At 71.3% G+C, this 26,464-nt stretch carries 22 protein-coding genes; 14 read left to right on the top strand and 8 right to left on the bottom strand.

The genetic code is table 11. From position 1 onward, the window contains the following. Positions 1-1,269 (bottom strand): metallophosphoesterase family protein, encoded by a 1,269-nt coding sequence (locus IAI59_RS02195; protein ID WP_207417883.1) that lies wholly within the window; start codon positions 1,267-1,269, stop codon positions 1-3. Between the two features lie 225 nt (positions 1,270-1,494). On the opposite strand from IAI59_RS02195, the gene IAI59_RS02190 reads away from it, so the two are divergent. The 4 genes from IAI59_RS02190 (at position 1,495) to IAI59_RS02175 (ending at position 5,138) form a co-directional block, all read left to right on the top strand. After that, positions 1,495-2,010 carry a YciE/YciF ferroxidase family protein gene (locus IAI59_RS02190; RefSeq protein WP_207417881.1) on the top strand — a complete coding sequence of 172 codons (516 nt, stop codon included), beginning with the start codon at positions 1,495-1,497 and terminating at the stop codon, positions 2,008-2,010. Between the two features lie 185 nt (positions 2,011-2,195). Further along, positions 2,196-3,857, top strand: a complete 1,662-nt coding sequence (locus tag IAI59_RS02185; protein ID WP_207417880.1) for a DUF2491 family protein — start codon at positions 2,196-2,198, stop codon at positions 3,855-3,857. Positions 3,858-3,897: 40 nt separating this feature from the next. Further along, the gene (locus IAI59_RS02180) at positions 3,898-4,311 is read left to right on the top strand and encodes a DUF350 domain-containing protein (protein WP_207417879.1); all 414 of its coding nucleotides are present in this window, start codon (positions 3,898-3,900) and stop codon (positions 4,309-4,311) included. Between the two features lie 26 nt (positions 4,312-4,337). Then, positions 4,338-5,138: a hypothetical protein gene (locus tag IAI59_RS02175; RefSeq protein WP_207417877.1), complete on the top strand. Its 801-nt coding sequence runs from the start codon at positions 4,338-4,340 to the stop codon at positions 5,136-5,138. Positions 5,139-5,258: 120 nt separating this feature from the next. Here the strand turns inward: IAI59_RS02175 and glgX are convergent, their stop codons facing one another. Further along, entirely contained in the window at positions 5,259-7,667 is a 2,409-nt protein-coding gene (glgX, locus tag IAI59_RS02170; RefSeq protein ID WP_408887617.1) for a glycogen debranching protein GlgX, read from the bottom strand. 191 nt (positions 7,668-7,858) lie between these two features. Then, positions 7,859-8,764 carry a DnaJ C-terminal domain-containing protein gene (locus tag IAI59_RS02165; RefSeq protein WP_207417876.1) on the bottom strand — a complete coding sequence of 302 codons (906 nt, stop codon included), beginning with the start codon at positions 8,762-8,764 and terminating at the stop codon, positions 7,859-7,861. A 174-nt stretch (positions 8,765-8,938) separates the two neighbouring features. Between IAI59_RS02165 and IAI59_RS02160 the strand changes: the two genes are divergently transcribed. The 5 genes from IAI59_RS02160 to IAI59_RS02140 all read left to right on the top strand — a co-directional run bounded on the left by IAI59_RS02160 (position 8,939) and on the right by IAI59_RS02140 (position 14,214). Further along, complete coding sequence (locus IAI59_RS02160) at positions 8,939-10,390, top strand: FAD-dependent oxidoreductase (protein WP_237180781.1); 1,452 nt, start codon at positions 8,939-8,941, stop codon at positions 10,388-10,390. After that, the gene (locus IAI59_RS02155; RefSeq protein WP_207417875.1) at positions 10,377-11,969 is read left to right on the top strand and encodes an ABC transporter substrate-binding protein; all 1,593 of its coding nucleotides are present in this window, start codon (positions 10,377-10,379) and stop codon (positions 11,967-11,969) included. The genes IAI59_RS02160 and IAI59_RS02155 overlap by 14 nt, the downstream gene beginning before the upstream one ends. 11 nt (positions 11,970-11,980) lie before the next feature. Continuing rightward, entirely contained in the window at positions 11,981-12,466 is a 486-nt protein-coding gene (locus tag IAI59_RS02150) for a CMD domain-containing protein (protein WP_207417874.1), read from the top strand. After that, a complete protein-coding gene (locus IAI59_RS02145) occupies positions 12,463-13,038 on the top strand; it encodes a peroxidase-related enzyme (protein WP_237181179.1) in 576 nt (191 codons plus the stop codon). Before IAI59_RS02150 ends, IAI59_RS02145 begins: the two co-directional genes overlap by 4 nt. A gap of 216 nt (positions 13,039-13,254) precedes the next feature. Beyond that, the gene (locus IAI59_RS02140; RefSeq protein WP_207417873.1) at positions 13,255-14,214 is read left to right on the top strand and encodes a Bug family tripartite tricarboxylate transporter substrate binding protein; all 960 of its coding nucleotides are present in this window, start codon (positions 13,255-13,257) and stop codon (positions 14,212-14,214) included. 14 nt (positions 14,215-14,228) lie between these two features. Here the strand turns inward: IAI59_RS02140 and IAI59_RS02135 are convergent, their stop codons facing one another. The 5 genes from IAI59_RS02135 to IAI59_RS02115 form a co-directional block, all read right to left on the bottom strand. After that, complete coding sequence (locus IAI59_RS02135; protein ID WP_207417872.1) at positions 14,229-14,657, bottom strand: organic hydroperoxide resistance protein; 429 nt, start codon at positions 14,655-14,657, stop codon at positions 14,229-14,231. Between the two features lie 88 nt (positions 14,658-14,745). Further along, entirely contained in the window at positions 14,746-15,957 is a 1,212-nt protein-coding gene (locus IAI59_RS02130; protein WP_207417871.1) for a DNA recombination protein RmuC, read from the bottom strand. A 294-nt stretch (positions 15,958-16,251) separates the two neighbouring features. Further along, a complete protein-coding gene (gene purH / locus IAI59_RS02125; protein ID WP_207417868.1) occupies positions 16,252-17,829 on the bottom strand; it encodes a bifunctional phosphoribosylaminoimidazolecarboxamide formyltransferase/IMP cyclohydrolase in 1,578 nt (525 codons plus the stop codon). A 104-nt stretch (positions 17,830-17,933) separates the two neighbouring features. Continuing rightward, positions 17,934-18,824, bottom strand: a complete 891-nt coding sequence (locus IAI59_RS02120; protein ID WP_207417867.1) for an alpha/beta hydrolase — start codon at positions 18,822-18,824, stop codon at positions 17,934-17,936. Between the two features lie 14 nt (positions 18,825-18,838). Then, positions 18,839-19,870, bottom strand: a complete 1,032-nt coding sequence (locus tag IAI59_RS02115) for an alpha/beta hydrolase (protein ID WP_207417866.1) — start codon at positions 19,868-19,870, stop codon at positions 18,839-18,841. A 317-nt stretch (positions 19,871-20,187) separates the two neighbouring features. Between IAI59_RS02115 and IAI59_RS02110 the strand changes: the two genes are divergently transcribed. The 5 genes from IAI59_RS02110 (at position 20,188) to IAI59_RS02090 (ending at position 26,372) form a co-directional block, all read left to right on the top strand. Continuing rightward, positions 20,188-21,186, top strand: a complete 999-nt coding sequence (locus tag IAI59_RS02110; RefSeq protein ID WP_207417865.1) for a TerC family protein — start codon at positions 20,188-20,190, stop codon at positions 21,184-21,186. Positions 21,187-21,294: 108 nt separating this feature from the next. Then, a complete protein-coding gene (locus tag IAI59_RS02105; protein WP_207417864.1) occupies positions 21,295-21,519 on the top strand; it encodes a zinc-finger domain-containing protein in 225 nt (74 codons plus the stop codon). A 3-nt stretch (positions 21,520-21,522) separates the two neighbouring features. Continuing rightward, entirely contained in the window at positions 21,523-24,390 is a 2,868-nt protein-coding gene (gene polA / locus IAI59_RS02100; RefSeq protein WP_408887616.1) for a DNA polymerase I, read from the top strand. A 354-nt stretch (positions 24,391-24,744) separates the two neighbouring features. Beyond that, on the top strand, positions 24,745-25,614 hold the full coding sequence (locus IAI59_RS02095) for a branched-chain amino acid aminotransferase (RefSeq protein ID WP_207417863.1): 870 nt from the start codon (positions 24,745-24,747) through the stop codon (positions 25,612-25,614). Beyond that, entirely contained in the window at positions 25,611-26,372 is a 762-nt protein-coding gene (locus tag IAI59_RS02090) for an RluA family pseudouridine synthase (protein WP_336512474.1), read from the top strand. Before IAI59_RS02095 ends, IAI59_RS02090 begins: the two co-directional genes overlap by 4 nt. The last annotated feature ends 92 nt before the right edge of the window (positions 26,373-26,464 follow it).

Raw genomic sequence — 26,464 nt, 5'->3', positions numbered from 1 at the left:
TCACCGCTGCGCCAGGCGGGCAAGCAGCAGGTCGCGCGCCCGCAGCAGCAATTCGGGCGGCAGGTCGCCGGCGGCGGCGCGCACGGCGGGGTGGTCGGGCCCGAGCAGCTGGCGCAGCCCGCCGGCGCGGTCCAGCAGGGTGGCCGCATAGCTTTCCACCGCCGGCATGGCCGCCGGTTGCTCGGCCAGGCTGTCGATCGCCCGCGCCAGGCGGCCCACCGCGTCGTCGCGCAGGCGCAGCGGGCCGGCGTCGTCGCCCGCAGGTCGGGTGGCCAGGCGCAGGTCCTCCAGCCAGACGGCATCGGCGTCCGCGACTTCCAGCATGGCGGACAGCAGCTTCTGGCGCAGCGCGGCGGGGTCGCGCGCCAGGGCGTCATGCGCGGCGCAGTCGCCTTCAAGGCGCAGCCGCAATGCCAGCAGCCGGCCTTCCGCCGCGTCCACCGCCGTGCCGATGGCGCGGCGGGCGCGGTCCAGCACCGCCGCCTCGTCGGCCGCGCCGCCGCAGTCCACCGTGGCGCGCGCCCAGCGCACGGCATCGACCGCCCGGTGCTCCACCGCCGCCACCCGGCCGTGTTGCACCGTGACCAGGCTGGCGCCCTTGGCCCCGGCCTCGTTCACGTGGCGGCCCTGCAGGTTGCCGGGAAACACGATCCAGGGGTTTCGCAGCAGTTCCTCGCGCGCATGGATGTGGCCCAGCGCCCAGTAGTCGTAGCCATGTGCGGCGAGCTGCCCCACCGTGCAGGGTGCATAGGCGGCATGGCCCGGGCGGCCGGTGGCGGCGGTGTGCAGCAGGCCGATGTTGAAGCGGTTGGACAGCGGCGCCGGATAGCCCTGCGCCAGGTTCTGCTGCACGTCGCGCGTGCCGAAGCTTTGCCCGTGCAGGGTGACGGAAAGCTCGGGCCAGTCCAGGCTGTCCGGCCGGTCGGCGCGCAGCAGCGCGGCACCGTCGGGCAGGCGCAGCGACCGGGTCAGCACGCTTTCCGCGTCGTGGTTGCCGCGGATGGCGACAACGCGGATGCCCGCGCGGGTCAGCCGCGCAAAGGCCGCGACCAGGGCCTGGCCGGTGCGGAAGTCCTGCCAGTCGCCGTCATACAGGTCGCCGGCGACCACCATGAAATCCACCCGCTCACGGATCGCGAGGTCGACCAGGTTGCCCAGGGCGTCGCGCGTGGCCTGCCGGATGCGGGCGGCGGGCGCATCCGCGCCCAGTCCGCGCAAGGGACTGTCCAGGTGCAGGTCGGCGGCGTGGAGAAAGCGGAAGCTGCTCAAGCGTTGCGGGGCTCCGGTGCGGGAATGGCGAAGCGTGCCCGCCCTGGCATACCCGCCCGCGGCGGGGCGGGTAAAGCGACGGGGTGGGTAAAGCGCCGGCCGGGTCCGGGCGGGGTGGGGGGGGGCATCCGCGAAGAATTCATCCGCTCCGGACCGACCGAGCCTGCGGCCGGGGCGTTGCCCCCGTGGACGTGCCACCAGGTAGCATGGGCAGGAGACATCGCCATGGCGGAAAAGACGCTCAAGGACGCGTTCTACGAGACCTTGAAGGACGTGTACTACGCCGAAAAGAAATCGGTGCAGGCCCTCAAGAAATCCGCCCGCGCGGCCCAGGCACCGGAGCTGAAATCGGCCTTCACCACCCATGCCGAGGAAAGCGCCACCCAGGTGGAGCGCCTGGTGCAGGTCTTCGAAAGCATCGAGAAGACGGCGCGTGGCAAGACCTGCGAGGCCATGCAGGGCCTCACCAGCGAGATGGAAGAGGACCTGGAGGACTTTGGCGGCACGGAAGCGTCCGACGACGTGCTGATCGGCTGCGCGCAGGCGATCGAGCATTACGAGATCGCACGCTACGGCACCTTGAAGTCCTGGGCGCAGAAGCTGGGCTACACCGAGGCGGCGGAGCTGCTCGGCCAAACGCTGGACGAGGAAAAGCGCACGGACACGCTGCTGACGCAGCTTGCCGGAGGTGGCGCAGTGGCGGCGGACGCCGCGCCGGCCCCCCGCGCGCGCAAAAAGTAACCGCGACCGGGGCGGGCCGTTCCGCCCCGGCCCCCGCCGTGGGCGTTGCCGTAACTTTGCCCCGGGCGGCGAGTTGTCGTTCCGGCACGGGGCGCACAAGGCACCGTGGCCGGCGTTTCGTGAGCGATGGAGCAGCGGTTGCAACCTTTCGTCCGGCTTGTCCGCGCCGGCTCATGCGGCCTGCCATGACGGTGGTGCCCGAGCGTCGCGCGCCATGGCACGCGGCCACGCGTCGCGTCGGCTTTGCCCTGGCCTGCGTCACCGTCACCCTGTTCACGGCCCTGCCGGCGATGGAGGCGGAGGCGCGGCCCCGCAGTTCGTCCGGCGGCTATTCGCGGCCAAGCAGCGGCGGCTATTCCCGCACGCCTTCCATCCGGCCCAGCGCGCCGCCGGTCCGCACGCCGTCCAGCGGCGGCTACGCGCGGCCCGGCTTTCCGTCCTCGGGCGCCACCTACGGCCGCAGCCCGTCGGTCGCCACGGGGTCCGACCGTGCCTTCAACCGCGAAGCCTCGGGCGATGCGCTGCGGCGCGTGCGGGAACGCGATGCCGCTCTGCGCCGCCAGGCGGAAACGCCGTCCGCAGGTGGCGGCTTCGGCGCGCCGGCGCAGTCCGGCGGGGGCTGGGGCGGTTCCTGGGGCGGCAACTGGAACACCGGGCGGATCGGCGGGCGCAGCGCCGGCGGGCCGGACTGGTACCGCCAGCGCGGCTGGAACCCGCCGGGTTCCGTGCTGAACGGCGCGCGGGGCTTCGGCGTGTGGGACGCGGCCTTTCTCTGGTTCATGCTGTCCACCTTGAACCGGCCAGGCCATGGCGACTTCTTTCACAACCACGCCAACGACCCCGGCTTCGGCGCGTGGCGCGCGCAGGTGCAGGACACGGCGCGCAGCGACCCGGCCGTGCAGCAGCAGCTCGATCAGCTGGACCGCGAGCTGGCCAGCCGCGCCGACCAACCGCGCGATCCCAACTACCTGCCGCCCGACGTGCCGCCCGACATCGCTGTGGCCGACCGTGCCGAGGCTTCGCAGGCGCCGGCGGCGGGCGGCGCATCGGCCGGGATGGTCGGCGGCGTTGTGGTGGTCGGCGGCGGCCTGCTGGGGTTGCTGGCGTGGCGGCGGATGCGGCGCAACACGGCGAGGACGGGAAGCATGCACACAGGCACGGGCGGCACGCTGGCCTCCGCCGGGGCGATGCTGCGCCACAAGGCATCCGGCGAAGGCTACGCGCCGGAGCGGTTTCGCGTCGGCATGAGCGTGACGCTGGACCCCACGCCGTTTCTGCTGCTCGGTGGCGCCGGCAAGGCGACGCTGGCGGCCGGTGCCGAGCGGGTCAGCGTTGCGGCGCTGGGACGCGTGGCGGACGGCGCGGGCGGCAGCGCGGCGCGGCTGGTGCGGTTGTACCTTCCGGGCGATGCCATGCTGCAGGTGCATCCCGGCGCGGGCGAAGGCGACGGTGCCTCCTCTGTGCCGGCGGAATGCCGCTACTTTTCGCGCCTGGACGAGGTCAACCCCGCCGACGAGGCGGAATGGGACGCCTGGCTGCACCCGGCCGAGGGCATGATCGGCTGGCCCGAGTTCCAGACGCGGGATGGCAAGACCTATGCCCGCGTCTGGTCGCCCGGCAGCGGCAAGGTCCCGCCTCGGGTGATGCTGGAGCAGCTGGACGAAGGCGGCACCGTGCGCGAACTGCGGCACGAGGCCATGCTCTACGCCGCGCCGACCGGCGCCGCCGACCCGGCGCCGGCCACGGAATACGTGCTGGTGCAGACCACCGAGGACGGCAGCCGCGCCTGGGTCGAGGTCTGGGCGGGCATCGACCTGAACCCGGCCTCGCTCGGGTTGAACGGCTAGGAAACCCCATGACAGACGCTGATCGAGAAGGAGGGCGCGCATGGACGCGATCCTGAGCACCCTGGGCACCGGCCTGCCCGTGCTGGTGGTGCAGCTGGGCCTGACGCTGATCCTGCTGGCGGTCGGCGCCGCCTGTTACATGGCGCTGACGCCGTTCCGCGAGATCACCATGATCCGCGCCGGCAACACCGCCGCGGGCGTGGTGCTGGGCGGCACGCTGGTGGCGCTGGCGATGCCGCTGGCGGCGACGCTGGCCACCAGCCGGGTGACGCTCGACATCCTGGTCTGGGGGCTGGTGGCACTCGTGCTGCAGCTGTTGTGCTTTGTCGCCGTTTCGGCCCTGTTCCGCGACCTGCGGAAGGCGATCGAGAACGGCAACCTGTCCGCCGCCATCGCCCTGGTGGGCGCGCAGCTCGCCGTCGCGATGCTGAATGCCGGCGCGATGGGCGGCTGAACCACGATTCATTCGGGAGAACGACCATGCTTGCCTTTATCAGGAACCTCGCCGGCGTGAAGGCCGACCAAGCCGTCAACAATGCCGTCGAGGCCATCGTCCGCTGGGACCCCAAATCCGCGACCGAGGCGGAGCTGCGCACCATGGAGCAGCACCTCGACAAGGTCGGGATGCAGGTGGCCCAGGCGCGCCAAGCCTACAACAAGGAAGCGCAGGAGGCCGAGGCGATCCAGAAGCTGTCCATGCAGCGCATGGCCGCCGCCGAGATGCTGCAGAAACAGCTCGATGCGCAGCCCGACCCCGCCAGGAAGGCGGAACTGGAGCGCTCGCTCGGCACGCTGGTGACCATGCTGGAGCAGATGGCGCCGGAGCTGGAGCGCGAAAAGCAGGACGCGGTGGACGCGCAGGACTTCGTGACCATGCTGCAGGACGCCTACGACCAGGCCGGGCAGAAGCTGCGCACGGCGCGCGAGGCGCTGCAACGCGCGCAGCGCGACATGACGCGCGCCGACCAGCAGCGCCAGGTGGCCGAGCAGCGCGCCGAGGCCGCGCGCCAGGCCGCCGGCCTGACCGGCGCCACCAGCGGTCTCAGCGTCGCACTGAAGGCGATGCAGGACGCCGCGGCCAAGGATCTGGCGCATGCCGAGGCGGCCAACGCCAAGGCCCGGCTGTTGAAGCCCACGCAGCCGGAGCAGGATGATGCCAACATCGCCGCCGCCATGGCGCAGGTGTCGGGCGGCCCCTCCGCGCAGGCGAGCCTGAGCGACCGCCTCAACGCGCTGCGGGACAAGAGCGCGGCGCCCAAGCGGCTGGCCGGCCCCAACTGAAGCCCGCCTGACAGAACACGAAGCCGCGCGGCGGTTCCGGCCGCCGCGCGACAACCCATTCGCCGGGGAATGCCCGGGCGGGCGATGGACCCTTCCGGGTCCATTGCCCGCCGGCGCCAGTCAGTTCTGCGGCGGGCGGCGCCGCGTCAGGCGCTGCCAGGCACGCTTGATGGATGCCGCCGTGCGCGACCGCGGGCGCATCGCGGCGGGACCTTCCGGCTGGAAGGACGTGGCGCGGTCGCCGGCCTGCCATTCCGCCGCCGCCGGCCGGACCAGGGGATGGTCCTCCAGGTCGTCGCCCGGCATCGGGGGCGGCTCCATGCCGGCAAGCAGCGCCGAATGGGCCGCGGCCAGGATCGCGTTGCTTTCCTGCTCCGGCACCAGCACGAACAACAGGAGCGAGCGGCCGGTCACCAGATAGGCGTGGCCGAGCGCGAAGTTCTCCGGCTCGTCCAGGTCCGGCCTGTTGGTATCCACCAGCAGCAGCCAGTGCCGCCCGCCGGTCGCCTTGGGCAGCGAGAAGGGCACGGCGTCGTGATGCGCGTTGGCGACGATCAGCAGCGTGGCGTCGGCGGCGGGGCGGCGGATGCCACTGGTCTGCGCGCGGCCGTCCAGCAGCATGCCGAAGCAGCGGGTGCCCGGGTCCTGCCAGTGCACCGGCTCCATCGGCTGCCCGGCCGGCGTCAGCCAGGACACATCCCGCACGCCGATCGCCTCGTTCCATTCGCCCGTGAAGAAGCGGTTGCGGCGCAGGACGGGAAAGGACTGGCGCAGCGCGATCATCTTGCGGGTGAAGGCGGCCAGCGCCTCGCCGTCCTCGTCGATGCCGGGCCAGTCCAGCCAGTTGATCTCGTTGTCCTGGCAATAGGTGTTGTTGTTGCCGTGCTGCGTGCGGCCGATCTCGTCACCGCCCAGGATCATCGGCGTGCCCTGGGACAGCAGCAGCATGGCCATCATGTTGCGCTTCTGCCGCTCGCGCAGCGCGGTGATGGCGGGGTCGGCGGTGCGACCCTCGGCGCCGTGGTTCCACGACAGGTTGTGGGAATGGCCGTCGCGGTTGCCCTCGCCATTCGCCTCGTTGTGCTTGTTGTCGTAGGATACGAGGTCGTTGAGCGTGAAGCCGTCATGCGCGGTGACGAAGTTGACGCTGGCCCAGGGCTTGCGGCCACGGCGGTTGAACTTGTCGCCCGAGCCGGTCAGCCGCGTGGCGAGCTCCGCCGCCTGCCCCGCGTCGCCGCGCCAGAAGGCACGCACCGTGTCGCGGAAGCGGTCGTTCCATTCCGCCCAGCCGGGCGGAAAGCCGCCCACCTGATAGCCGCCGGGGCCGCAGTCCCAGGGTTCGGCCAGCAGCTTGGCGCGCGACAGCACGGGGTCCTGCCGGCAGGAATCCAGAAAGCCGCCGCCTTCGTCGAAGCCGTAGGGCTCGCGGCCCAGAATGGTGGCGAGGTCGAAGCGGAACCCGTCCACCCGCATCTCAGTGGCCCAGTAGCGCAGGCTGTCGGTGACCATCTGCAGCACGCGGGGGTGGGAAATGTTCAGCGTGTTGCCGGTGCCGGTGTCGTTGATGAAGTAACGCGGCTGGTCCGGCAGCAGGCGGTAGTAGCTGCTGTTGTCGATGCCCTTGAAGGACAGGGTAGGTCCGCGCTCGTTGCCTTCGGCGGTGTGGTTGTAGACGACGTCGAGGATCACCTCCAGCCCGGCCTCGTGCAGGCGGGCGACCATCTCCTTGAATTCCGCCGTGGCGTTGCCCGGGTTGCGCGCATAGCGCCGCGCGGGCGAGAAGAAGGAGATGCTGTTGTACCCCCAGTAGTTGGTCAGGCCCTTTTGCAGCAGGAAGTCGTCGTTGACGAAGGTATGCACCGGCAGCAGCTCGACCGAGGTGATGCCGAGGCCGCGCAGATAGGCGATCGCCTCCGGCGAGGCCATGCCGGAATAGGTGCCGCGCATCGCGTCCGGCAGGTCGGGATGGCGCTGGGTGAAGCCCTTCACATGCGCCTCGTAGATCACGGTGCGGTCCCAGGGCACGGCCGGCGGTCGGTCGCGGCCCCAGGTAAAGGCGGGGTCGATCACCCGGCACTTGGGCATCAACCGCGCGCTGTCGCGCGTATCGAAGGTCAGGTCGTCGCCGGTTTCCAGCTTGTAGCCGAAGACCTCGGGGCCCCAGGTCAGATCGCCCACCACCGTGCGGGCATAGGGGTCGAGCAGGAGCTTGTTGGGATTGAAGCGGTGGCCGGCCAGCGGCTCGTAGGGACCATGCACCCGGTAACCGTAGATGGTGCCTGGCCCGGCGTCCGGCAGGTAGCCGTGCCAGACCTCGTCCGAGTATTCCGGAAGCTCGATCCGCTCCAGCTCCCGCTCGCCGGCTTCGTCGAACAGGCACAGCTCCACCTTCGTGGCATTGGCGGAAAACAGCGCGAAGTTGACGCCCGTCCCGTCCCACGTCGCGCCGAGGGGGAAGTTCTGTCCTTCCCGGATGCGGGCACGGCGCATCACCCGCGGCGCCGGCATCGCGAACTGTCCGTCCATCATCAAGGCCTTCCCTGGAGCGTCAGGGAGAACATGGGCCGGGCCATTCCGTTTCGCGGTTGCCGCCGAATTCCCGCGCGATGCCAAAGGATGTTTTGAAACCCCGCCGCCGAGCAGGGGCAGGGCCTGCCTTTTCCAGCCCGCTTCCGGCCCCGGCCAGGACGGGGCGAAAGGACGTTCGCCGGAACCGCGCGTCAGGCGCGCGGGTCGAAATCCGGATGCCGGCCGCGCCATGCCGTGAGCGCCGCTTCCAGCTCCGCGTCCACCGGTCCGGACACCAGGCGCAGCGTCACATAGGCATCGCCCGCCGGCCGGCCGCCATGCGCGGCGACGCCCTTGCCGCGCAGCCGCAGCCGGGTGCCGCTGTCGGCGTGCTTGGGTACCGTCACGGTCACGGCGCCGGTCACGGTGGGCACGGGGATCTTGGCGCCCAGCACCGCCTCGGCCAGCGTCACCGGCACTTCCACCAGGATGTCGTCGCCGTCGCGGCGGAACTGCGGATGGGGCCGGACCTGGATCTCGATCAGCGCGTCGCCGGCCGGGCCGCCGTTCAGCCCGGCCCCGCCCTGGCCCTTCAGCCGCATGGTCTGGCCATCCTCGATGCCGGGCGGCACCTTGACCTCCAGGTTGCGGCCGTCCGGCAGGGTCAGGCGCTGGGTGGCGCCGCGCACGGCGTCCACGAAGTCCACCGCCAGGCGGAAGTTCTGGTCCTGGCCGCGCGCGCGGCGCGGCTCGCCGCCCGCACGGGCCCGGCCGAACAACTCGGAGAAGATGTCGGAAAAGTCCTCGGCCCCGCCGCCGGCGCTGCGGCTGTCGTAGCTGTAGCGCGCGTTGCTGCCGCTGCCGCGCGTGCCGAAGCCGAAGGGCGACTGCTCTTGCCCGCCGGCATCGATCTCGCCGCGGTCGAAGCGGGCGCGCTTCTCGGGGTCGGACAGGAGGCTGTGGGCGGCGGACGCTTCCTTGAAGCGTTCCTCGGCCGCCGCGTCACCCGGGTTGCGGTCGGGGTGGTCGCGCTTGGCGAGCTTGCGGTAGGCGCTGCGGATCTCCGCCTCGCTGGCGCCGCGCGCCAGTCCCAAAGCCTCGTAGGGGTCCCTTGCCATCCGTATCCGCCGCTCCTTGCACCGGCTCCGCTTGGCCGGCGCCCCACAGGTGGGCGCGATTGGGCGTTTGTTTCAAGGCATGGTCGCGGGAAGGGGACATCGATTTTCCTTGATTCGCAACAAAACAGGCTCATCATGCGGTGAATGCATGATCGACGCGCGGAAGCCCCCTCCATGAACGCCATGAATCCCCCCGGCCTCGCGGCTCTGGAAGCCCGGCTGCGAGAAGACCTGGACTTCCTGGAACTGCCGGCCAAGCCCTGGGTGCCGCCGCATCAGGCGGACGGCCAGCCGGTGACAGACGTGGTGGTGGTCGGCGCCGGCATGTGCGGGCTGGCCGCCGCCGCCTGCCTGCGGCTGCACGGCATCAGCAACATCCGCGTGCTGGACCGCGCCCCCGCCGGGCAGGAAGGGCCGTGGGTCACCTTCGCGCGCATGGAAACCCTGCGCTCGCCCAAGACCCTGGCCGGCCCGGCGCTGGGCCTGCCGGCGCTGACCTTCCGCGCCTGGTTCCAGGCGCAGTTCGGTGCGCAGGCGTGGGAGCGGCTGGGCAAGATCCCGCGCGCGCAATGGATGGAATACCTGGTCTGGTTTCGCCGCGTCATGGCCGTGCCGGTGGAGAACGGCGTGGCGGTGGAACTGCTGCGCCCGCGCGGGGACGGCCTGCTGGCGGTGGAAACCGGCGAGGGCGCGATCCTGGCCCGCCACGTGGTGCTGGCCAGCGGGCGAGACGGGCTGGGCGGCGCCTGGGCGCCGGAGATGGCGGCGGCGCTGCCCCGCCACCTGTGGGCGCATTCGCGCGACGACATCGACTTCGCGGCGTTGCGTGGCAAGCGGGTGGCGGTGGTGGGGGCGGGCGCTTCCGCCATGGACAACGCGGCCACGGCGCTGGAAGCCGGGGCCGCCAGCCTGGACATGTTTGTCCGCCGCGCCAGCCTGCCGCGCGTCAACGCCTTCACCGGCATTGGTTCCCAGGGCGTGGTGCACGGCTTCCAGGCGCTGCCGGACGCCTGGAAGTGGCGCTTCCTGCATCATGCGCTGAGCGTGCAGACGCCGCCGCCGCGCGACAGCACGCTGCGCGTGGCGCGCCACCCCGGCGCGCGGCTGCACCTGTCCAGCCCCATCCGGGCGCTGGAGCCGGTGGGGGATGCGCTGCGCGTGCAAACGCCGCACGGCAGCTACGAGGTGGATTTCATCATCTTCGGCACCGGCTTCCGGGTGGACCTGTCGCTGCGGCCGGAACTCGCGCTGGTGGCGGAGCACATCCGCTTCTGGCGCGACCGCTTTCCCACCCCGCCGGGCGAGGACAATGAGGAACTGGCATCCTCCCCCGACCTCGCGCCCGACTTCGCCTTCCAAGAGAAGGTGCCCGGCGCCTGCCCGGCGCTGGCCCGCATCCACAGCTTCAACTATCCCTCGACGCTCAGCCACGGCAAGCTGACCGGCGACATCCCCGCCGTCAGCGCCGGGGCGCAGCGCCTGACGCGCTCCATCGCGCGCCACCTGTTCGTGGCGGACAAGGAAACCCATTTCGAGCGCCTGAAGGCCTTCGACACGCCCGAGCTGCTGGGCGACGAATGGCCCGCCACCACCCCTGTTCCGGAGTTCCTGCATGAAGCGTCGTGACCTGCTCGCCGGCGCGGCGGCCCTTGGCCTGCCCGCCCTGCTGCCCGCCGCAAGCCATGGCCAGGCGGCCCCGGCGGGCAACCGCAAGCTGACCATCGCCTTCGGCGACCTGGTGTCGTCGCTGGACCCGCAGCTCAACAACCTGCCGGGCGACCGTTCCTCCGATCTCCACTTCTTCGACCTGCTGGTGCGCAACCAGTACAACGAGCTGCAGCCGGGGCTGGCGCTGAGCTGGACGCTGGTGGACCCCACCACCTGGGACTTCGTGCTGCGCCCCGATGTCAAATGGAGCGACGGGCGCCCCTTCACGGCGGACGACGTCGTGTTCTCCTACGCCCGCGCGCCCAGCGTGCCCGGCAGCGTCGCCAATTTCGGCGGCTACCTGCGCACGGTGGCCAGCGTCGAGGCGCTGGGGCCGCTGCAACTGCGGGTCAAGACGCGCGAGCCCAACCCGCTGCTGCCGCTGAACCTCGCCTCGGTCCACATCGTCAGCCGCCACGGCACGGAAGGCGCCACCAGCAACGACTTCAACACCGGCAAGGCGCTGATCGGCACCGGCCCCTATCGCATGGTGTCCTACACCCAGGGTGAGCGCACCCTGTTGCGCGCCAACCCCGACTACTGGGACGGCGCGCCCTATTGGACGGAGGTGGACTACCGCTACGTGGCCAACGCCGCGTCGCGTACCGCGGCGCTGCTGGCCGGCGACGTGGACGTGATCGACAAGGTCTCGGTGTCCGACCTGGCGCAGCTGCGCGCGCGGCCGGAGGTGGCGGTGCACGCCTATCCCGGCCTGCGCATGCTGCTGCTGCAGCCGAGCTTCGCGCCCGGGCCGAACCGTTTCATCACCGACAACGACGGCAAGACCTTCGAGAAAAGCCCGCTCACGGACCAGCGGGTGCGGCAGGCGCTGTCGGTCGCCATCAACCGGCAGGCGCTGTGCGAGCGGCTGCTTTTGGGCACCGCCAACCCGACTGGGCAATGGATGCCGGAAGGCACCTTCGGCTACAACCCCGACGTTCCCGTGCCCGGCTACGATCCGGACGGCGCGAAGAAGCTGCTGGCCGAGGCCGGCTTCCCCAACGGCTTCCAGATCACGGTCCATGTGCCCAACGACCGCTACATCCTGGGCCCGCAGACCATCCAGGCGATCGGCCAGATGTGGAGCCGCATCGGCGTCAGGACCAGCGTGGAGGCGCAGCCCTGGGCGGTCTACGCCGCCGCCGTCACCAAGAACGAATACGCCATGTCCACCCTCGCCTGGGGCAACGGCACCGGTGAGGGCACCTATGCCATGACCAATGTGCTGGGCAGCTTCGACGCCAAGCTCGGGCGCGGCGTGTCCAACTGGGGCCGCTACAAGAGCGACGAGATGGACGCGGCGCTGGACGCGGCGATGCAGGAATTCGACGACACCAAGCGCGAGGCCATCGTCAAGGGCGCGGTCGTCACCGCCGCCCGCGACGTCGGCATCATCCCGCTGCTGCACTACCAGAACGTCTGGGCCTCGCGCCGCGCGCTCAAGGTCGAGCCGCTGTCGAGCGACCGCACCGTCGCCATGATGGTTTCCCCCGCTTGAAGGAGCTGCCCATGCCCGCAGACCTCGTCGAGGACATCCTCAGCATCGCGCCCGACGACAGGCTGGGCGCGCTGCGCCGCCAGCGCGCCGACATCCTGCGCCACACGGAAGGCGCCTTCCGCGAGCTGGTCACCCCCGCCGAGCCCGGCGCGCTGAGCCACGCCGAGCGCGCGGCGCTGGCGCTCCGCGGCGCGCTGATCGAAGGCGATGCCGCGCTGGCCGCGCGCTTCGAGGCGCTGGTGCCCGAGGCGGAGCGCGCCGAGGCCCGCCTCTTTCCCGCACCCGCCGGCGAAGGCCGCACCGCCGTGCTGTTCCGCTACGCCGACATGGTGGCGCGCGAGCCGGAGCGCTGCACCCAGGCCGACATCGACCGCCTTTCGGCGCTCGGCCTCGGCGCGCAGGAAATCGTGGCGCTGACGCAGCTGGTGTCCTTCGTCCCCTTTCAGACGCGGCTGCTCGCCGGCCTGCGCCTGATGCAGCAGGAGCATGCCGCGTGAGCCGCTTCACCATGCAGGAGGTCGGCTGGGAACCCCGCCTGCCGCCGGTCGATGCCGAAACCGCCACCCCCGCGCAGCTCGCGGCGCTGGAAGCCTGCCCGCCGGCGCAGCGCCGCAGCACCTATTTCCGCACGCTGGTGCACGACCCGGCCTCGCTGGGCGAGCGCGGCGCGCTGTTCACCAGCGTCATGTACGCGCCGCGCGGCCTGCCGCGCGCCGAGCGGGAGCTTGCAACCGCCGCCGTCTCCATCGTCAACGGCTGCGTCTACTGCACCTCCGTGCACGCCCGCCGCTACGTGGAGCTGACCAAGCAGGAGGACGCCATGCGCCGACTGCTGGAAGAAGGCCTGGACACGCCGCTGGATCCGCGCCCCCGCGCCATCGTCGACTTCGCGGCCAAGATGACCGCGGCGCCGGGCGAGGCCACCGCCGCCGACCTGGCGCCGCTGCGCGCCGCGGGGCTGACGGACCTGGAGGTGCTGGACCTGATCCACGCCATCGCGATGTTCGCCAATGCCAACCGGCTGATGCAGTCCTTGGGCAAGTCGGTGGTGCCGGCGGAAGTGGAGTAAGCAAGGTCGGGGGAAGGCATTCCCCCGAGCTCCCATCTTTCTTTTGTCAGCTTTCCGGTTGCGGCTGCTGCGACGTGAAGCCTCGTGACGCATCAGCCGCAGCCGCAGGGCAGACCAGAAAAAGATGGGGGTCCGGGGGGATTTCCTTCCCCCCGGCCTTTTTCTTCCACCCGATCCATGATGCGCTGCGCAGGCAACATCCGATCGGCCCGCCCCATGAACCGCCGCCACCTTCTCGCCCTCGCCGCCCTCGCGCCGCTGTCCGCCCGGGCCCAGGGCTGGTCGCCCGACCGGCCGCTCCGGCTGATCGTGCCCTTCGCGCCCGGCGGCTCGCAGGACGTGCAGGGGCGGCTGCTGGCGCAGGCCGCGGCGGCGGAGCTCGGGCAGCAGGTGGTGGTGGAAAACCGCGCCGGCGCCGGTGGCGTGCTGGGGGCCGAGACGGTGGCGCGCGCGGCACCGGACGGCACCACGCTGCTGCTGGCCACCGCCGGGCAGCTGACCATCGCCAAGGCGATCGGCCGCAAGCTGAGCTACGACCCGATCGCCGACTTCACGCCTGTCATCTACCTGACCGACAGCCCCGTGGCGCTGCTGGCGGCACCGGACCTCGCGGTGGACAGCGCGCAGGCGCTGCTGGCGCTGGCGCGCACCACCCCCGCGCCGCTGCCCTATGCCTCCACCGGCATCGGCACCAACACGCACCTGATCATGGAGGAGCTGAAGGCGCGGGAAGGGCTGAAGCTGGAGCATGTGCCCTACCGTGGCGCCGCGGCGGCCTTCAACGACCTGCAGGCGGGGCGGGTGAAGCTGATGCTGGTGTCCGTGCCCTCGGTGCTGGCGGCCTCGGGCGGGCAGTTCAAGGTGCTGGCCGTCACCTCGCCCCAGCGGTTTCCGGCAACGCCGGATGTGCCGACGCTGGCGGAGTCCGGCGTCCCGGGCTTCGAGGCCAGCATCTGGACCGGGCTGTCCGCCCCGGCGCGCACGCCCGCGCCGGTCGTGGACCGGCTGCGGGCCGCCTTCGCCGCCGCGCTGCGGAGCGACCTGCTGACCTCGCGCTTCGGCACCCTGGGCGTGACGCCCAATGGTGCTGACGGCGCGGCCTTCGGGGCCATGCTGCGGGCCGACCTGCAGCGGTGGGAAAAAGTGGCGGGGCCGCTCGACATCCAGCTGGATTGAGCGGCGCCGCTGCGTCAGACGAGGGTGATCTGCACGTCGACGTTGTTGCGGGTGGCGTTGGAATACGGGCACACCTGGTGGGCCTTGTCGACCAGCGCCTGGGCCTGCGCGCGGTCCAGCCCGGGCAGCGCCACGTCCAGCGCCGCGGTGATGCCGAAGCCGCCTTCCGAGCGCGGGCCAATGCCCACCGTCGCCGTCACCGTCGCGTCCTGCGGCACCTTGGGGCCGGTCTTGTCGCTGGCCGCCACGGCCTTGATGGCACCCAGAAAGCAGGCCGAGTAGCCGGCCGCGAACAGCTGCTCCGGATTGTTGCCCTGGCCGTTGCCGCCCATCTCCTTGGGCACGCCCAGCTTCACGTCCAGCGCCCCGTCCTTGGTGGTGGCGCGGCCGTCGCGGCCACCCGTCGCGGTCGCGGTCGTCGTGTACTTCACGTCAACGGTCATCTGCGTGTTCTCCTGCTTGCGTCCCGCAGTCTGAGCGGGACGGATGCCGGGTCAACGCCGCGCGGCGGCGAGGGATGCGGGCGGCTCGTCACCCCGTCAGGCCCGGCGCGGACGAGGCGGGCAGGGCCGGCTGGTCCTCCAGCTCCACCTGCTCGATCCGGCTGCCGCGGCGGACGATCTTGTCCGTGCTGATGTCGATCTGCCGGATGTCGTCCTGCGCCTGGTCGAAATGCCGCTTCAGCCCGCCGACGCGCTGGTTCAGCCGTGTCACGTCCTCCACCAGCCGGCCCACCTCCTCCTGGATGCGCCCTGCCTGGGCACGCATCCGCACGTCCTGCATCAGCGAACGCATGGCGGACAGCATCGCCCAAAGCGTGGTGGGGGAGGCGATGTAGACGCGCCGACGCTGCGCCTCGTCCACCACCGCCCCGAAGCCGGTGTGCAATTCCGCGAAGATCGCCTCGGACGGCACGAACATGATCGCGGCCTCGGCCGTCTCGCCGGCGATCAGATACTTCTTCGCGATGTCGTCCACGTGCTTGCGCATGTCACCGCCGAACTGCGCGGCGGCCACCTTGCGGGCGGCCACGTCCTCCCCCGCCTCGCGCAGCCCCTGCCACGCCTCCAGCGGGAACTTGCTGTCCACCACCACCGGGCCGGGCGGATAAGGCAGGCGGATCAGGCAGTCGCAGCGCGTGCCGTTGGACAGCACGTGCTGCCAGGCGAAGCCCTCCGGCGGCAGCCGGTCCTCGATCAACTGCCGCAGCTGCATCTCGCCAAAGGCGCCGCGCGACTGCTTGTTGCCCAGGATGGCGGCCAGGTTGCCCACCTGCCCGCCCAGCGCCTCCATGTTCTGCCGCGCGGCGTCGATCACCGCCAGCCGCTCATGGATCTGCCCCGCCGTGTCCTGTTGCCGCTGCGAGGATTCTGCCAGGCTGCGGGACAGCTTCTCGTTCTGCCGTGCCAGCGCCTCCACCAGCGCCTTTTCCTGCGCCGCCAGCCGCTCGGCGGCGGCCAGACGTTCGGCGGCCATGCGGCGGTCCTGCGCGGCCAGCGCCTCGTCCAGCCGCCGGGCGCTGCGGTCCAGCCGGTCGGCCAGGGCACGGTCCTGCCGCTCCAGCCGGTCCAGCGTGCCGTCCGCCAGCCGCTCCTGCGTGGCAGCCAGCGATTCCAGCTTGCCAGCGAGCAGGGCAAAGGCCTCGCCGGCGTCGGAGGATGACGGGCGACGCAAAGCGAGCACGGCGACCACGAAAAGCAACAGCACCACCGCACCCGCCAGCAGCATCGATTCGGTGGTCATCGCGGTCCCTCTTCGTTCTCTTTGTGACCTATGGCGGCAAGCAAGGCCGGGGGAAAGAATTCCCCCGGACCCCCATCTTCTTTTTGTTCTGTTTTCCGGAATGACCGTGGAGTGGTGGCGCCTTTGCCACGACGGGATGCGCCGGAGGTCATGGACCTCCGGCGACTGCGGGTTCAGCTCACGCGGCCTTTCACATCATAAAGTGCCGCGCCTGGACCGGATGGCTGAACGCCCGTGAATCAGAAAGAAGAAGGGGGTCCGGGGGAATTCATTCCCCCAGCCTTTTTCTGACGTTCAGTGCCGGAAATGCCGCATCCCGGTCAGCACCATCGCCAGCCCGGCCTCGTCCGCCGCCGCGATCACCTCGTTGTCGCGCATCGAGCCGCCGGGCTGGATGACGGCCGTGGCGCCGGCCGCCGCCGCCGCCTGCAGGCCGTCCGCGAAGGGGAAGAAGGCGTCGGACGCCACCACTGAGCCATGCGCCAGGGGGGCGCCGAGCCCGGCGGCCTTGGCGGCCTCGGCGGACTTCCAGGCGGCGATGCGGGCGCTGTCCACCCGGCTCATCTGCCCGGCGCCGATGCCCACCGTGGCGCCGCCCTTGACGTAGACGATGGCGTTGGACTTGACGTGCTTGCACACGCGGAAGGCGAACAGCAGGTCGGCCATCTCTTGCGGCGTGGGCGCGCGCTTGGTGACCACCTTGAGGTCGGCCTCGGCCACGCGGCCGGCGTCGCGCGATTGCGCCAGGAAGCCGCCGGACACGCTGCGGATGATCTGGCCGGGCGAGGCCGGGTCGGGCAGGCCGCCGGTCAGCAACAGGCGCAGGTTCTTTTTGCGGGCGAAGATGGCGCGCGCTGCCTCGTCCGCATCCGGGGCCACCACCACCTCGGTGAAGATGGCCGAGATGCGCTCGGCCGCCGCCGCGTCCAGCGTGCGGTTGGCGGCGACGATGCCGCCGAAGGCGGACACCGGGTCGCAGCGCAGCGCCAGGTCCCAGGCCTCGGCCATGCTGGCGCCGCTGGCGACGCCGCAGGGGTTGGCGTGCTTGACGATGACGATGGCGGGCTGGTCGAACTCGGCCACGCATTCGAAGGCCGCGTCCGTGTCGTTCAGGTTGTTGAAGGACAGTTCCTTGCCCTGCACCTGCGTGGCGGTGGCGATGCCCGGGCGGTGCGTGCCGTCGGCGTAGAAGGCGGCGCGCTGGTGCGGGTTCTCGCCGTAGCGCAGCGTTTGCCGCAGCACGCCCGCCATGCTGAGGCGCGGCGGGAACTCCTGCTCCAGGCTTTGCGCGAACCAGGCGGAGATGGCGGCGTCATAGGCCGCGGTGCGCGCAAAGGCGGCGGCGGCCAGGCGCTTGCGGGTGGCGAGGCTGGTGCCCCCCGTGCTCTCGATCTCGGCCCGCAATTCGGCGAGCTGCGCGGCATCGGTCACCACCGCGACATCGGCGTGGTTCTTGGCGGCGGCGCGGGTGAGCGCCGGGCCACCGATGTCGATCTCCTCCACCGTGTCCTCGTAGGAGGCGCGCTTCGCGACCGTGGCCTCGAAGGGGTAGAGGTTGGACACCAGCAGGTCGATCGGCGCGATGTTGTGCTCGGCCATCTGCGCTACGTGCTTCGGGTCGTCGCGGCGGCCGAGCAGCCCGCCGTGGATCTGCGGCACCAGGGTCTTCACCCGGCCGTCCAGGATCTCGGGGAAGCCGGTGTGGTCGGACACCTCGGTGACGGGGATGCCGGCGTCCCGCAGCAGCTTGGCCGAGCCGCCGGTGGACAGGATCTCGGCCCCCGTGCCGGCCAGAAAGCGGGCGAAGTCCACCAGCCCGGATTTGTCGTGCACCGACATCAGGGCGCGGCGGATCTTGATGGAATCGGTCATGGCGGCATTACCTTCCGGGCCAGGGCGCGTTCGGCGCCGGGATAGACCGTCAGGCCCCGACGCTCAACCGGCTGCGGCGCAGGGCTGCCCCGCCGCGGGGCGGCCTATGGCGCGAAGGCGAAGGGCACCGCCCGCCCGGCGGCGGCGGCGCGCACGCTGCCGTGGTTCTCACCCTGAAAGCCCTGCACCTCCAGCGCCGCCAGGCGGTTGTCCAGCGCCGCCAGCCGGTCGCCCATGGCCCGCACGTTGTCGCCCATGACGCGGCGCGGCGCCTCGGGCTCCGGCCCGGGCGGGCGCGGCTGGCGGCCTTCCAGCGAGCCATAGGTCATCAGCAGCCGCGGCCGCGGCGCCTCCGCCGCCGGAACGCGGGCGGCAAAGGCGTCGGCCTCGCGCAGCAGCACGCCGTTGCCCCACCAGATGGAAGGGCTGGCGGCCAGAAAGGTGGAAAAGCCGCTGTCGCGCGCGAACAGGGCATGCAGCGTGAACAGCCCGCCATAGGAATGGCCGAACAGCGCGCGCCGCCCCGGGTCCAGCCGCAGCGCGGCCTCGACCGCCGGGCGGATCTCGCCGGTGATGCCGTCCAGCAGGGCGTCGGCACCGCCGTGGCGGGCGGCGGTTTCGCCGCCGGCCAGGGTGTATTCATAGTCGCGGCGGTCCGGCACCGCCTCGTCCAGCGGAAAGTCGATCGCCACCACCACGCCCTGCTGCCCGTCCGGCAACAGGCGGCAGGCGCCGTTCAGCAGCGGGAACATGGCGTTGCCGTCCAGCGCGAAGATCGAGGGCCAGCCTTCTTCCGGCACCTCGCCCAGCGGCCAGGACAGCAGCACGCGGTAGCGGCGGCCGTCGCGCAGCGTGACCTGCCATTCCTCCTCGTTGCGCGGGGCATAGGCGGCGCGCGGCCAGGCGGGCTCGGCCCGCGCGGCGCCGGCGGCCAGCAGCGGCGCCGCCAAAAGGCTGGCCAGGGCGCCGCGCCGGGTCCAGGGGGGTATCAGCATGCAGGCCGCCTCCGTCACGGGTCTGGTTGCGCCAGCCAGACGGCCCCGGTGGCGTCGGCGCCCGAAGGCAGCGCCGCGCGCGGGTCGTCCAGCCACGCCAGGATGTCGTCGGCCACCTGTTGCCGCACGTTGTCGCGGAGCAGCAGGTGCTGGCCCTCGGGGTAACGCGCCAGGCGCGGCCCCGGTGGCATGCCGCGCAAAGCGCCGCGTGTCACGCGCGGCGGCACCACGCCATCCTGCGCGCCCTGCAGGATCAGCACCGGCACCGCGCAGCAGCCGGGCAGGGCGGCGGTGGCACGGTCCATGAGGTCCAGCAGGCCCCAGGCGGCATCCACCCGCCCGGCCTTGATCACCAGCGGATCGCGGCCGTTGCGGCGCAGGGCATCGATGTTGTCGCTGGCGGCGATGCCGCCGGCGCTGGCCGGAAAGCCCAGCGCCGGCACGGCATGCGCCACCAGCCAGAACAGCCCGACGCCCACCGGCCCGATGGCGGCGCGCGACCAGAAGGCCGGCGCCAGCAGCACCAGCCCGTCCACCGGCGCGGGGTCCGGGCCTGTCGCGGCCAGCAGGGCGACCGCGGCGCCCATGCTTTCGCCCATCAGGAACAGCGGCACGCCCGGGTGGGCGGCGCGCAGCGCCCGCACCGCCACGCGTGCGTCGGCCACCATGCGGTCGGTGCCGGCCCAATAGCCCCGCGCCGGCGCCAGCCCGAAGCCGCGCTGGTCATAGGCATGCACGGCGATGCCGGCGGCAGTGAAGCGCCCCACGCTGTCCAGCAGGAAGTTGCCGGAATGCTCGTTGAAGCCATGCAGCGCCAGCAGCAGGGCGCGCGGCGGCCCGCCCTGCGCCGGCCAGGCGCGGTGCGGCAGCAGGGCACCGTCTTCCGCACGGAAGGGTTCCGCCAGGGGGGCCGCCTGGTCCGGCGCGTCGCCCCGGGGCACGGGGGTGGCCACGTCCGCCGGGTCCAGCCCGAAGCCCAGGGCGGCGCGGCCGGTTGCCACCACCTGCGGCGCGCAGCCCGCCAGCAGGGCCAGACCGGCGAGCAACAGCATCCTGGAACACGGGGTGCGGTGCGGCATGCCGTGGCGGCATAGCGGCAGCGGGGCGCAGCGGTCCACGAAAAAGGCGGAGCCGGGAAGGCTGGCAGGATTCTCCCGGGCTTCGCAGAAAATCTGTGCCTTGCCGCTTGCCAAACATGGCCGAATGTTCATCTTATACGCGTATCCGGGCCCCTCTGGCGCCGGCGGGCCCGCGTGGCCCGCTTGCGCGATGTCGGATGACTTTCGCGCAACTGGGCCCGGCGCGCCTCCTCCCCTCGCGGCATCCGCGTGGCCGGGCCCCCGATTGAGAGGAGCCTTCCGGCATGGAGGCATCACCGACCTTCTGGGTCGTGTTCAACGTGGCGGTGCTGGCGCTGCTGCTGCTGGACCTCGGCGTCTTCGCCAAGAAGCTGCCGAATGGCGAGCCGGCGCAGGTGCCGGTCAAGACCGCGCTGATCAAGTCCGCCGCCTATATCGCGCTGGCCGGCGCGTTTTTCGTGTGGATGCGCTTCAATTACGGCGCGACGCCGGAGGAGCGGGCCGAGAACAGCCTGGAGTTCCTGACCGGCTACGTGATCGAGTGGTCGCTGTCGGTCGACAACATCTTCGTCTTCGTGCTGCTGTTCGCCAAGTTCGGCGTGCCGGCCGCCTATCAGCACCGGGTGCTGTTCTGGGGCATCATCGGCGCGCTGGTGATGCGCGGCATCATGATCCTGGTGGGCACCGCGCTGATGCGCGAGTTCGACTGGCTGATGGTGCTGTTCGGCGCCTTCCTGATCTGGTCCGGCTACAAGATGCTGCGCTCGGCCGGCGAGGAAGAGGACATGGGCGAAAGCCCGATCCTGGCCTGGATGAAGAAGCGCCTGCCGGTGACCGACGGCTACCGCGGCAATGCCTTCACGGTGCGCGAGGCGGGCAAGCTGATGGTCACGCCCCTGCTGCTGGTGCTGGTGCTGATCGAGCTGACGGACCTGTTCTTCGCGCTGGACAGCATCCCGGCCATCTTCGCCGTCTCGACCGACCCGTTCATTGTCTACACCGCCAACGTCTTCGCCATCCTGGGCCTGCGGGCGATGTATTTCGCGCTGGCCGGCGTGATCCACCGCTTCAAGTACCTGAAGCATGGCCTGTCGATCGTGCTGATGATCGTGGGTGTGAAGATGCTGGCCAACTGGTACTTCGGCGGCAAGGCGGTGCCGGTGGAATATGCGCTGATGGTCACGGGCGGCATCATCGCCGGCTCCATCGCCCTGTCGCTGTGGAAGACCCGCGGCGAGCCGGTGGTGGAAGAGCACCCGAAGGTGATCGAGCAGGGCAAGTAACCGGCCGGGGCCCGGCTGGGGCGTGGCATCTGCCACGCCCTCCCCTTTGCCGGCCCCCGTCCAGCCCTTATGTTCGGTCCTGACTTCAAGGCCAGGACCGAACACCCCATGCGCGACGCCAAGCTGACCGGCTATGCCCCCAAGGCCACGCCCGGCGTGACCCCGGACGACACCATCACCGTTTCCACCCGCGTGGTCGGCTGCGACAACGGCGGCGGCGCCCTGGGCCACCCGCTGGTTTATCTGCGCATCGAGGACCGTCAGATCACCTGCCCCTACTGCTCGCGCACCTACGTGCTGGCCGAGGGCGCCGGCGACGACGGGCACCACTAAGAGGTGGCCGACCCCAAGGGCCCTGCCGACCTGCCGCCCGAAGTGGTGGTGGCGGACCAGCCCCACCTGATCCTCGTCGACGGCTCGGGCTATATCTTCCGCGCCTTTCACGCCCTGCCGCCGATGACGCGGCCGGACGGCGTGCCGGTCAACGCCGTGTTCGGCTTCACCGGCATGCTGGGCAACTTCCTGACCCGCCACGCCGGCAGCCACATCGCGGTGGTGTTCGACCATTCGCGCAACACCTTCCGCAACACCATCTACGCCGACTACAAGGCCCACCGCCCCGAGCCGCCGCCCGAGCTGGTGCCGCAGTTCGCGCTGATCCGCGAGGCGACGGCCGCCTTCGGCGTCGCCTGCCTGGAGCTGGAGAATTTCGAGGCCGACGACCTGATCGCCGCCTACGCCAAGGCCTTCTCGGCCGAGGGCGGCAAGGTCACCATCGTGTCCTCCGACAAAGACCTGATGCAGCTGGTCGGGCCGCTGGTGCAGCTGCTGGACCCCATCAAGCAGAAGCCGATCCGCGAGCCGGAGGTCTTCGAGAAGTTCGGCGTGACGCCGGACAAGGTGGTGGAGGTGCAGGCGCTCGCCGGCGACAGTACGGACAACGTGCCCGGCGTGCCCGGCATCGGCCTGAAGACCGCCGCCCAGCTGATCCAGGAATACGGTGACCTGGAGACGCTGCTGGCCTCGGCGGAACAGATCAAGCAGCCCAAGCGCCGCGAGTCGCTGGTCAACTTCGCCGAGCAGGCGCGCATCAGCCGCCGGCTGGTGCAGCTGGACGCCGACGCGCCCTTGCCCGCGCCGATCGACAGCCTGCTGGCCCGCGCGCCGGAGCCCGGCCGCCTGTCCGGTTTCCTGCGCGACCAGGGGTTCCGCAGCCTGCAGCACCGGCTGGGGCTGGATGGCGACGGCGCCACGGCGCCCCCCACCAGCGCCCCGCGCTTCGCCCCGCCGCCGGCCATCCTGATGAAGGCCGAGCCGGCCGCGACGCTGGACGACGCCGCGCCCTTCGGCCCCTACGAGACGGTCACCGACCTCGCCACGCTGGAGCGCTGGGTGGCCGAGGCGCAGGCCGCCGGCACCGTGGCCGTGGACACCGAAACGGACAGCCTGGACGCGCTGCATGCCAAGCTGGTCGGCGTGTCGCTGGCCATCGCCCCCGGCCGCGCCTGCTACATCCCGCTTGCCCACGGACCCAAGCCCGGCACCGGCGACATGCTGGAAGCGGCGCCCGAGGCCCCCGCGCAGATCCCGCTGCGCGAGGCGCTGTCCGCCCTGCAGCCGATGCTGGAAGACCCCGGCACGCTGAAGATCCTGCACAACGCCAAATACGACCTGGAGGTGCTGGGCCGCCCGCAGGCGGAAGGGGCCAACAGCGGCATCGACGTGTCGCCGGTCGATGACACCATGCTGATCTCCTACAGCATGGATGCCGGGCGGCACGGCCACGGCATGGACGAGCTGTCGCTCCGCCACCTCGGCCACAGCCCGATGACCTATGACCAGGTGACCGGCACCGGCCGCGCCCGCATCCCCTTCGCGCAGGTGGAGCTGGAAAAGGCCACCGCCTATGCCGCCGAGGACGCGGACGTCACGCTGCGCCTGTGGCGCCTCCTGAAGCCCCGCCTGCGCACGGACGGCGCGCTCGCCACCTACGAGCAGGTGGAGCGCCGCATGATCGGCGTGCTCAAGGAAATGGAGGAAGCCGGCATCCGTGTGGACGGCGTGGAGCTGGCCCGCATCGGCGAGGACTTCTCCGGCCGCATGACGACGCTGGAGCAGCAGATCCACGAGCTGGCGGGCAAGCCCTTCAACGTCGGCTCGCCCAAGCAGCTCGGCGAGATCCTGTTCGACGAGATGAAGCTGCCCGGCGGCAAGCGCGGCAAGGCCGGCGCCTGGGGCACCGACGCCGCCGTGCTGGAGGACCTCTCGGCCCGCGGCCACGCGTTGCCCAAGACCGTCATGCACTGGCGCCAGCTGTCCAAGCTGAAATCGACCTACGTGGAAGGGCTGGCCGCCCAGCTCGACCCGCGCGACGGCCGGGTGCACACCGACTTCTCCATGGCCATCACCTCCACCGGCCGGTTGTCCTCCACCGAGCCCAACCTGCAGAACATCCCGATCCGCTCGGAAGAAGGCGTGCGCATCCGCCGCGCCTTCGTGGCCAGCCCCGGCCACGTGCTGCTGGCCGCCGACTACTCGCAGATCGAGCTGCGGCTGCTGGCGCACCTGGCCGACGTGCCCAGCCTGCGCGAGGCCTTCGCCAACGACGAGGACATCCACAGCCGCACCGCCAGCGAGATCTTCAAGATCGAGCCGGGCAAGGTGGACCGCGAGGCGCGCCGCCGCGCCAAGACCATCAACTTCGGCATCATCTACGGCATGTCCGCCTTCGGGCTGGCCGCGCGCCTCGGCATCGGCGCCGGCGAGGCCAAGGGCATCATCGACGCCTACTTCGCCCAATACCCCGGCATCCGCGCCGAGATGGAACGGCTGAAGGAGGAAGCCCGCATCAACGGCTTCGTCCTCACCCCCTTCGGCCGCAAGCTGTGGATCGACGGCATCGCGTCCAAGGACATGTCCCGCCGCGGCAACGCCGAGCGTGCGGCGATCAACGCCCCCTTCCAGGGGGGTGCGGCCGAGATCATCAAACGCGCCATGGTGCGGATGCCCAAGGCCCTGCGCGACGCCGGCCTGGACGCGAAAATGCTGCTGCAGGTGCATGACGAGCTGCTGTTCGAGGTGCCGCAGGGGCAGCTCACTGCCACGTCCCAGGCGGTGAAGGAGGTCATGGAAAGCGTGGCCGAACTGCGTGTGCCACTGCGGGCGGAGCTGGGGCACGGGGGGAACTGGGCGGAAGCCCACTGAGGAGACAGGCCAGGGGGCGCTGCCCCCTGGACCCCCGCTGGGGTGGCAGTGCCACCCCAGACCCCGCCGGCAGAAAGCGACCTTGGCCCTCATGGCATGGAGCGGTGCCGGCCGCAGGCGAGGAATTTTTATAGAAAAGCGGCAGGGACCGGCGTGTCAGTCGCCGGGAGTTTCCAAACCCCCGGCGCGCAGGTCCCGCAACAGCCGGAGATGCCGGGGTCCGGGGTGGCTCAGCCACCCCGGCGGGGTCCAGGGGCAGCGCCCCTGGCCTTCACCACTGCGCGCGCCGCCCTTCATTTTCACGCCTTCCCGTGTCACGCTGGGTGAACCGTGACGACAAGGAAGGATCGGCGAATGGCCGGCGTGTTCTGGTATGATGGCAAGTGGTCCACTGAGGAGCCCAAGCTGCTGGGCCCGATGGACCATGCCTTCTGGCTTGGCTCCATCGTGTTCGACGGGGCGCGTGCCATTCGCGGCTTGGTGCCGGATCTGGACCTGCATTGCGACCGCGTGATCCAGAGCGCGAAGAACATGATGATGCAGCCGGGCATCGACGCCCGCGCCATCGAGGCGCTGTGCCGCGAGGGCGTGAGCAAGATGCCGGGCGATGCCGAGCTCTACATCCGCCCGCAGTTCTTTATCCGCCGTGGTATCGGCGCCGCCTTCCCGGACCCGGACAGCACCGAGTTCGTGCTCGCCATCTATGACGCGCCGATGCCCGATGCCAGCCAGGGCTTCTCCGCCTGCCTGGTGCCGCAGCGCCGACCGGCGCCGGACATGGCGCCGACCAACGCCAAGGCCTCGGCGCTGTATCCCAACTCCTCGCGCGCCGCCGGCGCCGCGCGGGACAAGGGCTTCCAGAATGCCGTGCTGTGCGACTTCGAGGGCAACGTGGCGGAATTCGCCACCTCCAACCTGATGATGGTCAAGGACGGGGTGGTGATGACCCCGGTGGCCAACAACACCTTCCTCGCCGGCATCACTCGCACCCGCGTGCTGACCCTGCTGCGCGAGGCGGGCATCGACGCTCGCGAATGCCAGGTGACGCCCGAGATGCTGCGCGGGGCGGACGAGATCTTCGCGACCGGCAACTTCGGCAAGGTGCAGTTCTGCACCAACTTCGAGGGCCGGGCGCTGCCGATCGGCCCGCTTGGCACCAAGGCGCGCGACCTGTACTTCGCCTGGGCGGAAAGCACTTCCCGCCTGTTGCCGAAGGCGGCGTGAGGGCCCCGCCGCGCGGCCGGGCGCAGCCCGCCGCGCGGCGCCCCGCTCCGCCCCGGCTGGCGGCCGCGCCGCCGCCCGAGATCGCCGCCCGCATCATCCTGAAGACCGACGCCGTGCTGGTGCTGGACAAGCCTGCCGGCCTGCCCGTCCATGCCGGCCCACGCGGCGGGGCGAGCCTGGAGGACTGGCTGCCGTTGCTCGCCTTCGGCAAGAAGCGCATGCCCCAGCCCGCCCACCGCCTGGATACCGACACCGCCGGTTGCCTGGCCCTCGGCCGCACCCAGCCGGCACTGGCCGAGCTGGGCGCGATCTTCGCGCAGCACCGCGCCCGCAAGACTTACTGGGCGGTGCTTCGCGGCACGGGGCCGGCGGAAGCGCGCGGGCGCATCGACCTGCCGCTGCGCAAGACCAGCACCGCCGCCGCTGGCTGGCGCATGGAACCCCATTCGGACGGCCAGCCGGCGCTCACCGAATGGCGGGTGCTGGGACGGGGCGGGGGGCTGTGCTGGGTGGAGCTGCGCCCCCGCACCGGCCGCACCCACCAGCTGCGGGTGCATTGCGCGGCGCTGGGCTTTCCCATCCTGGGTGACCCCTTCTACGGCACCGCCGCACCGGGCGGGCTGCATCTGCTGGCCCGCGCCCTGTCACTGCCGATGACGCCGCCGGTCGAGGCCGAGGCGGCGGTGCCGGAGGCGATGGCGGCGGCGTTCCGGCGGGTGGGTGCCGTGCTGCCTGGGGGTGGAACCGGGGGAGAATGAATTCTCCCCCAGACCCCCACTTCTTTTGTTTTCGTCTGGAAGAGTTCGTCTGTGGAACGCTGCCGCTGGCAATGCACCGGCGCCGCCCGCGG

The sequence above is a fragment of the Roseomonas haemaphysalidis genome, from assembly GCF_017355405.1.
GTDB lineage: Bacteria > Pseudomonadota > Alphaproteobacteria > Acetobacterales > Acetobacteraceae > Pseudoroseomonas > Pseudoroseomonas haemaphysalidis.
Note: the sequence above shows the minus strand (reverse complement) of the source record. Positions and strands in the feature narration are given on the sequence as shown.

Coding starts and splice junctions, on each gene's coding strand:
- IAI59_RS02190 (WP_207417881.1), top strand. CDS start 1,495: ATGGCGGAAAAGACGCTCAAGGACGCGTTCTACGAGACCTTGAAGGAC.
- IAI59_RS02185 (WP_207417880.1), top strand. CDS start 2,196: ATGACGGTGGTGCCCGAGCGTCGCGCGCCATGGCACGCGGCCACGCGT.
- IAI59_RS02180 (WP_207417879.1), top strand. CDS start 3,898: ATGGACGCGATCCTGAGCACCCTGGGCACCGGCCTGCCCGTGCTGGTG.
- IAI59_RS02175 (WP_207417877.1), top strand. CDS start 4,338: ATGCTTGCCTTTATCAGGAACCTCGCCGGCGTGAAGGCCGACCAAGCC.
- glgX (WP_408887617.1), bottom strand. CDS start 7,667: ATGATGGACGGACAGTTCGCGATGCCGGCGCCGCGGGTGATGCGCCGT.
- IAI59_RS02165 (WP_207417876.1), bottom strand. CDS start 8,764: ATGGCAAGGGACCCCTACGAGGCTTTGGGACTGGCGCGCGGCGCCAGC.
- IAI59_RS02160 (WP_237180781.1), top strand. CDS start 8,939: ATGAACGCCATGAATCCCCCCGGCCTCGCGGCTCTGGAAGCCCGGCTG.
- IAI59_RS02155 (WP_207417875.1), top strand. CDS start 10,377: ATGAAGCGTCGTGACCTGCTCGCCGGCGCGGCGGCCCTTGGCCTGCCC.
- IAI59_RS02150 (WP_207417874.1), top strand. CDS start 11,981: ATGCCCGCAGACCTCGTCGAGGACATCCTCAGCATCGCGCCCGACGAC.
- IAI59_RS02140 (WP_207417873.1), top strand. CDS start 13,255: ATGAACCGCCGCCACCTTCTCGCCCTCGCCGCCCTCGCGCCGCTGTCC.
- IAI59_RS02135 (WP_207417872.1), bottom strand. CDS start 14,657: ATGACCGTTGACGTGAAGTACACGACGACCGCGACCGCGACGGGTGGC.
- IAI59_RS02130 (WP_207417871.1), bottom strand. CDS start 15,957: ATGACCACCGAATCGATGCTGCTGGCGGGTGCGGTGGTGCTGTTGCTT.
- purH (WP_207417868.1), bottom strand. CDS start 17,829: ATGACCGATTCCATCAAGATCCGCCGCGCCCTGATGTCGGTGCACGAC.
- IAI59_RS02120 (WP_207417867.1), bottom strand. CDS start 18,824: ATGCTGATACCCCCCTGGACCCGGCGCGGCGCCCTGGCCAGCCTTTTG.
- IAI59_RS02110 (WP_207417865.1), top strand. CDS start 20,188: ATGGAGGCATCACCGACCTTCTGGGTCGTGTTCAACGTGGCGGTGCTG.
- IAI59_RS02105 (WP_207417864.1), top strand. CDS start 21,295: ATGCGCGACGCCAAGCTGACCGGCTATGCCCCCAAGGCCACGCCCGGC.
- IAI59_RS02095 (WP_207417863.1), top strand. CDS start 24,745: ATGGCCGGCGTGTTCTGGTATGATGGCAAGTGGTCCACTGAGGAGCCC.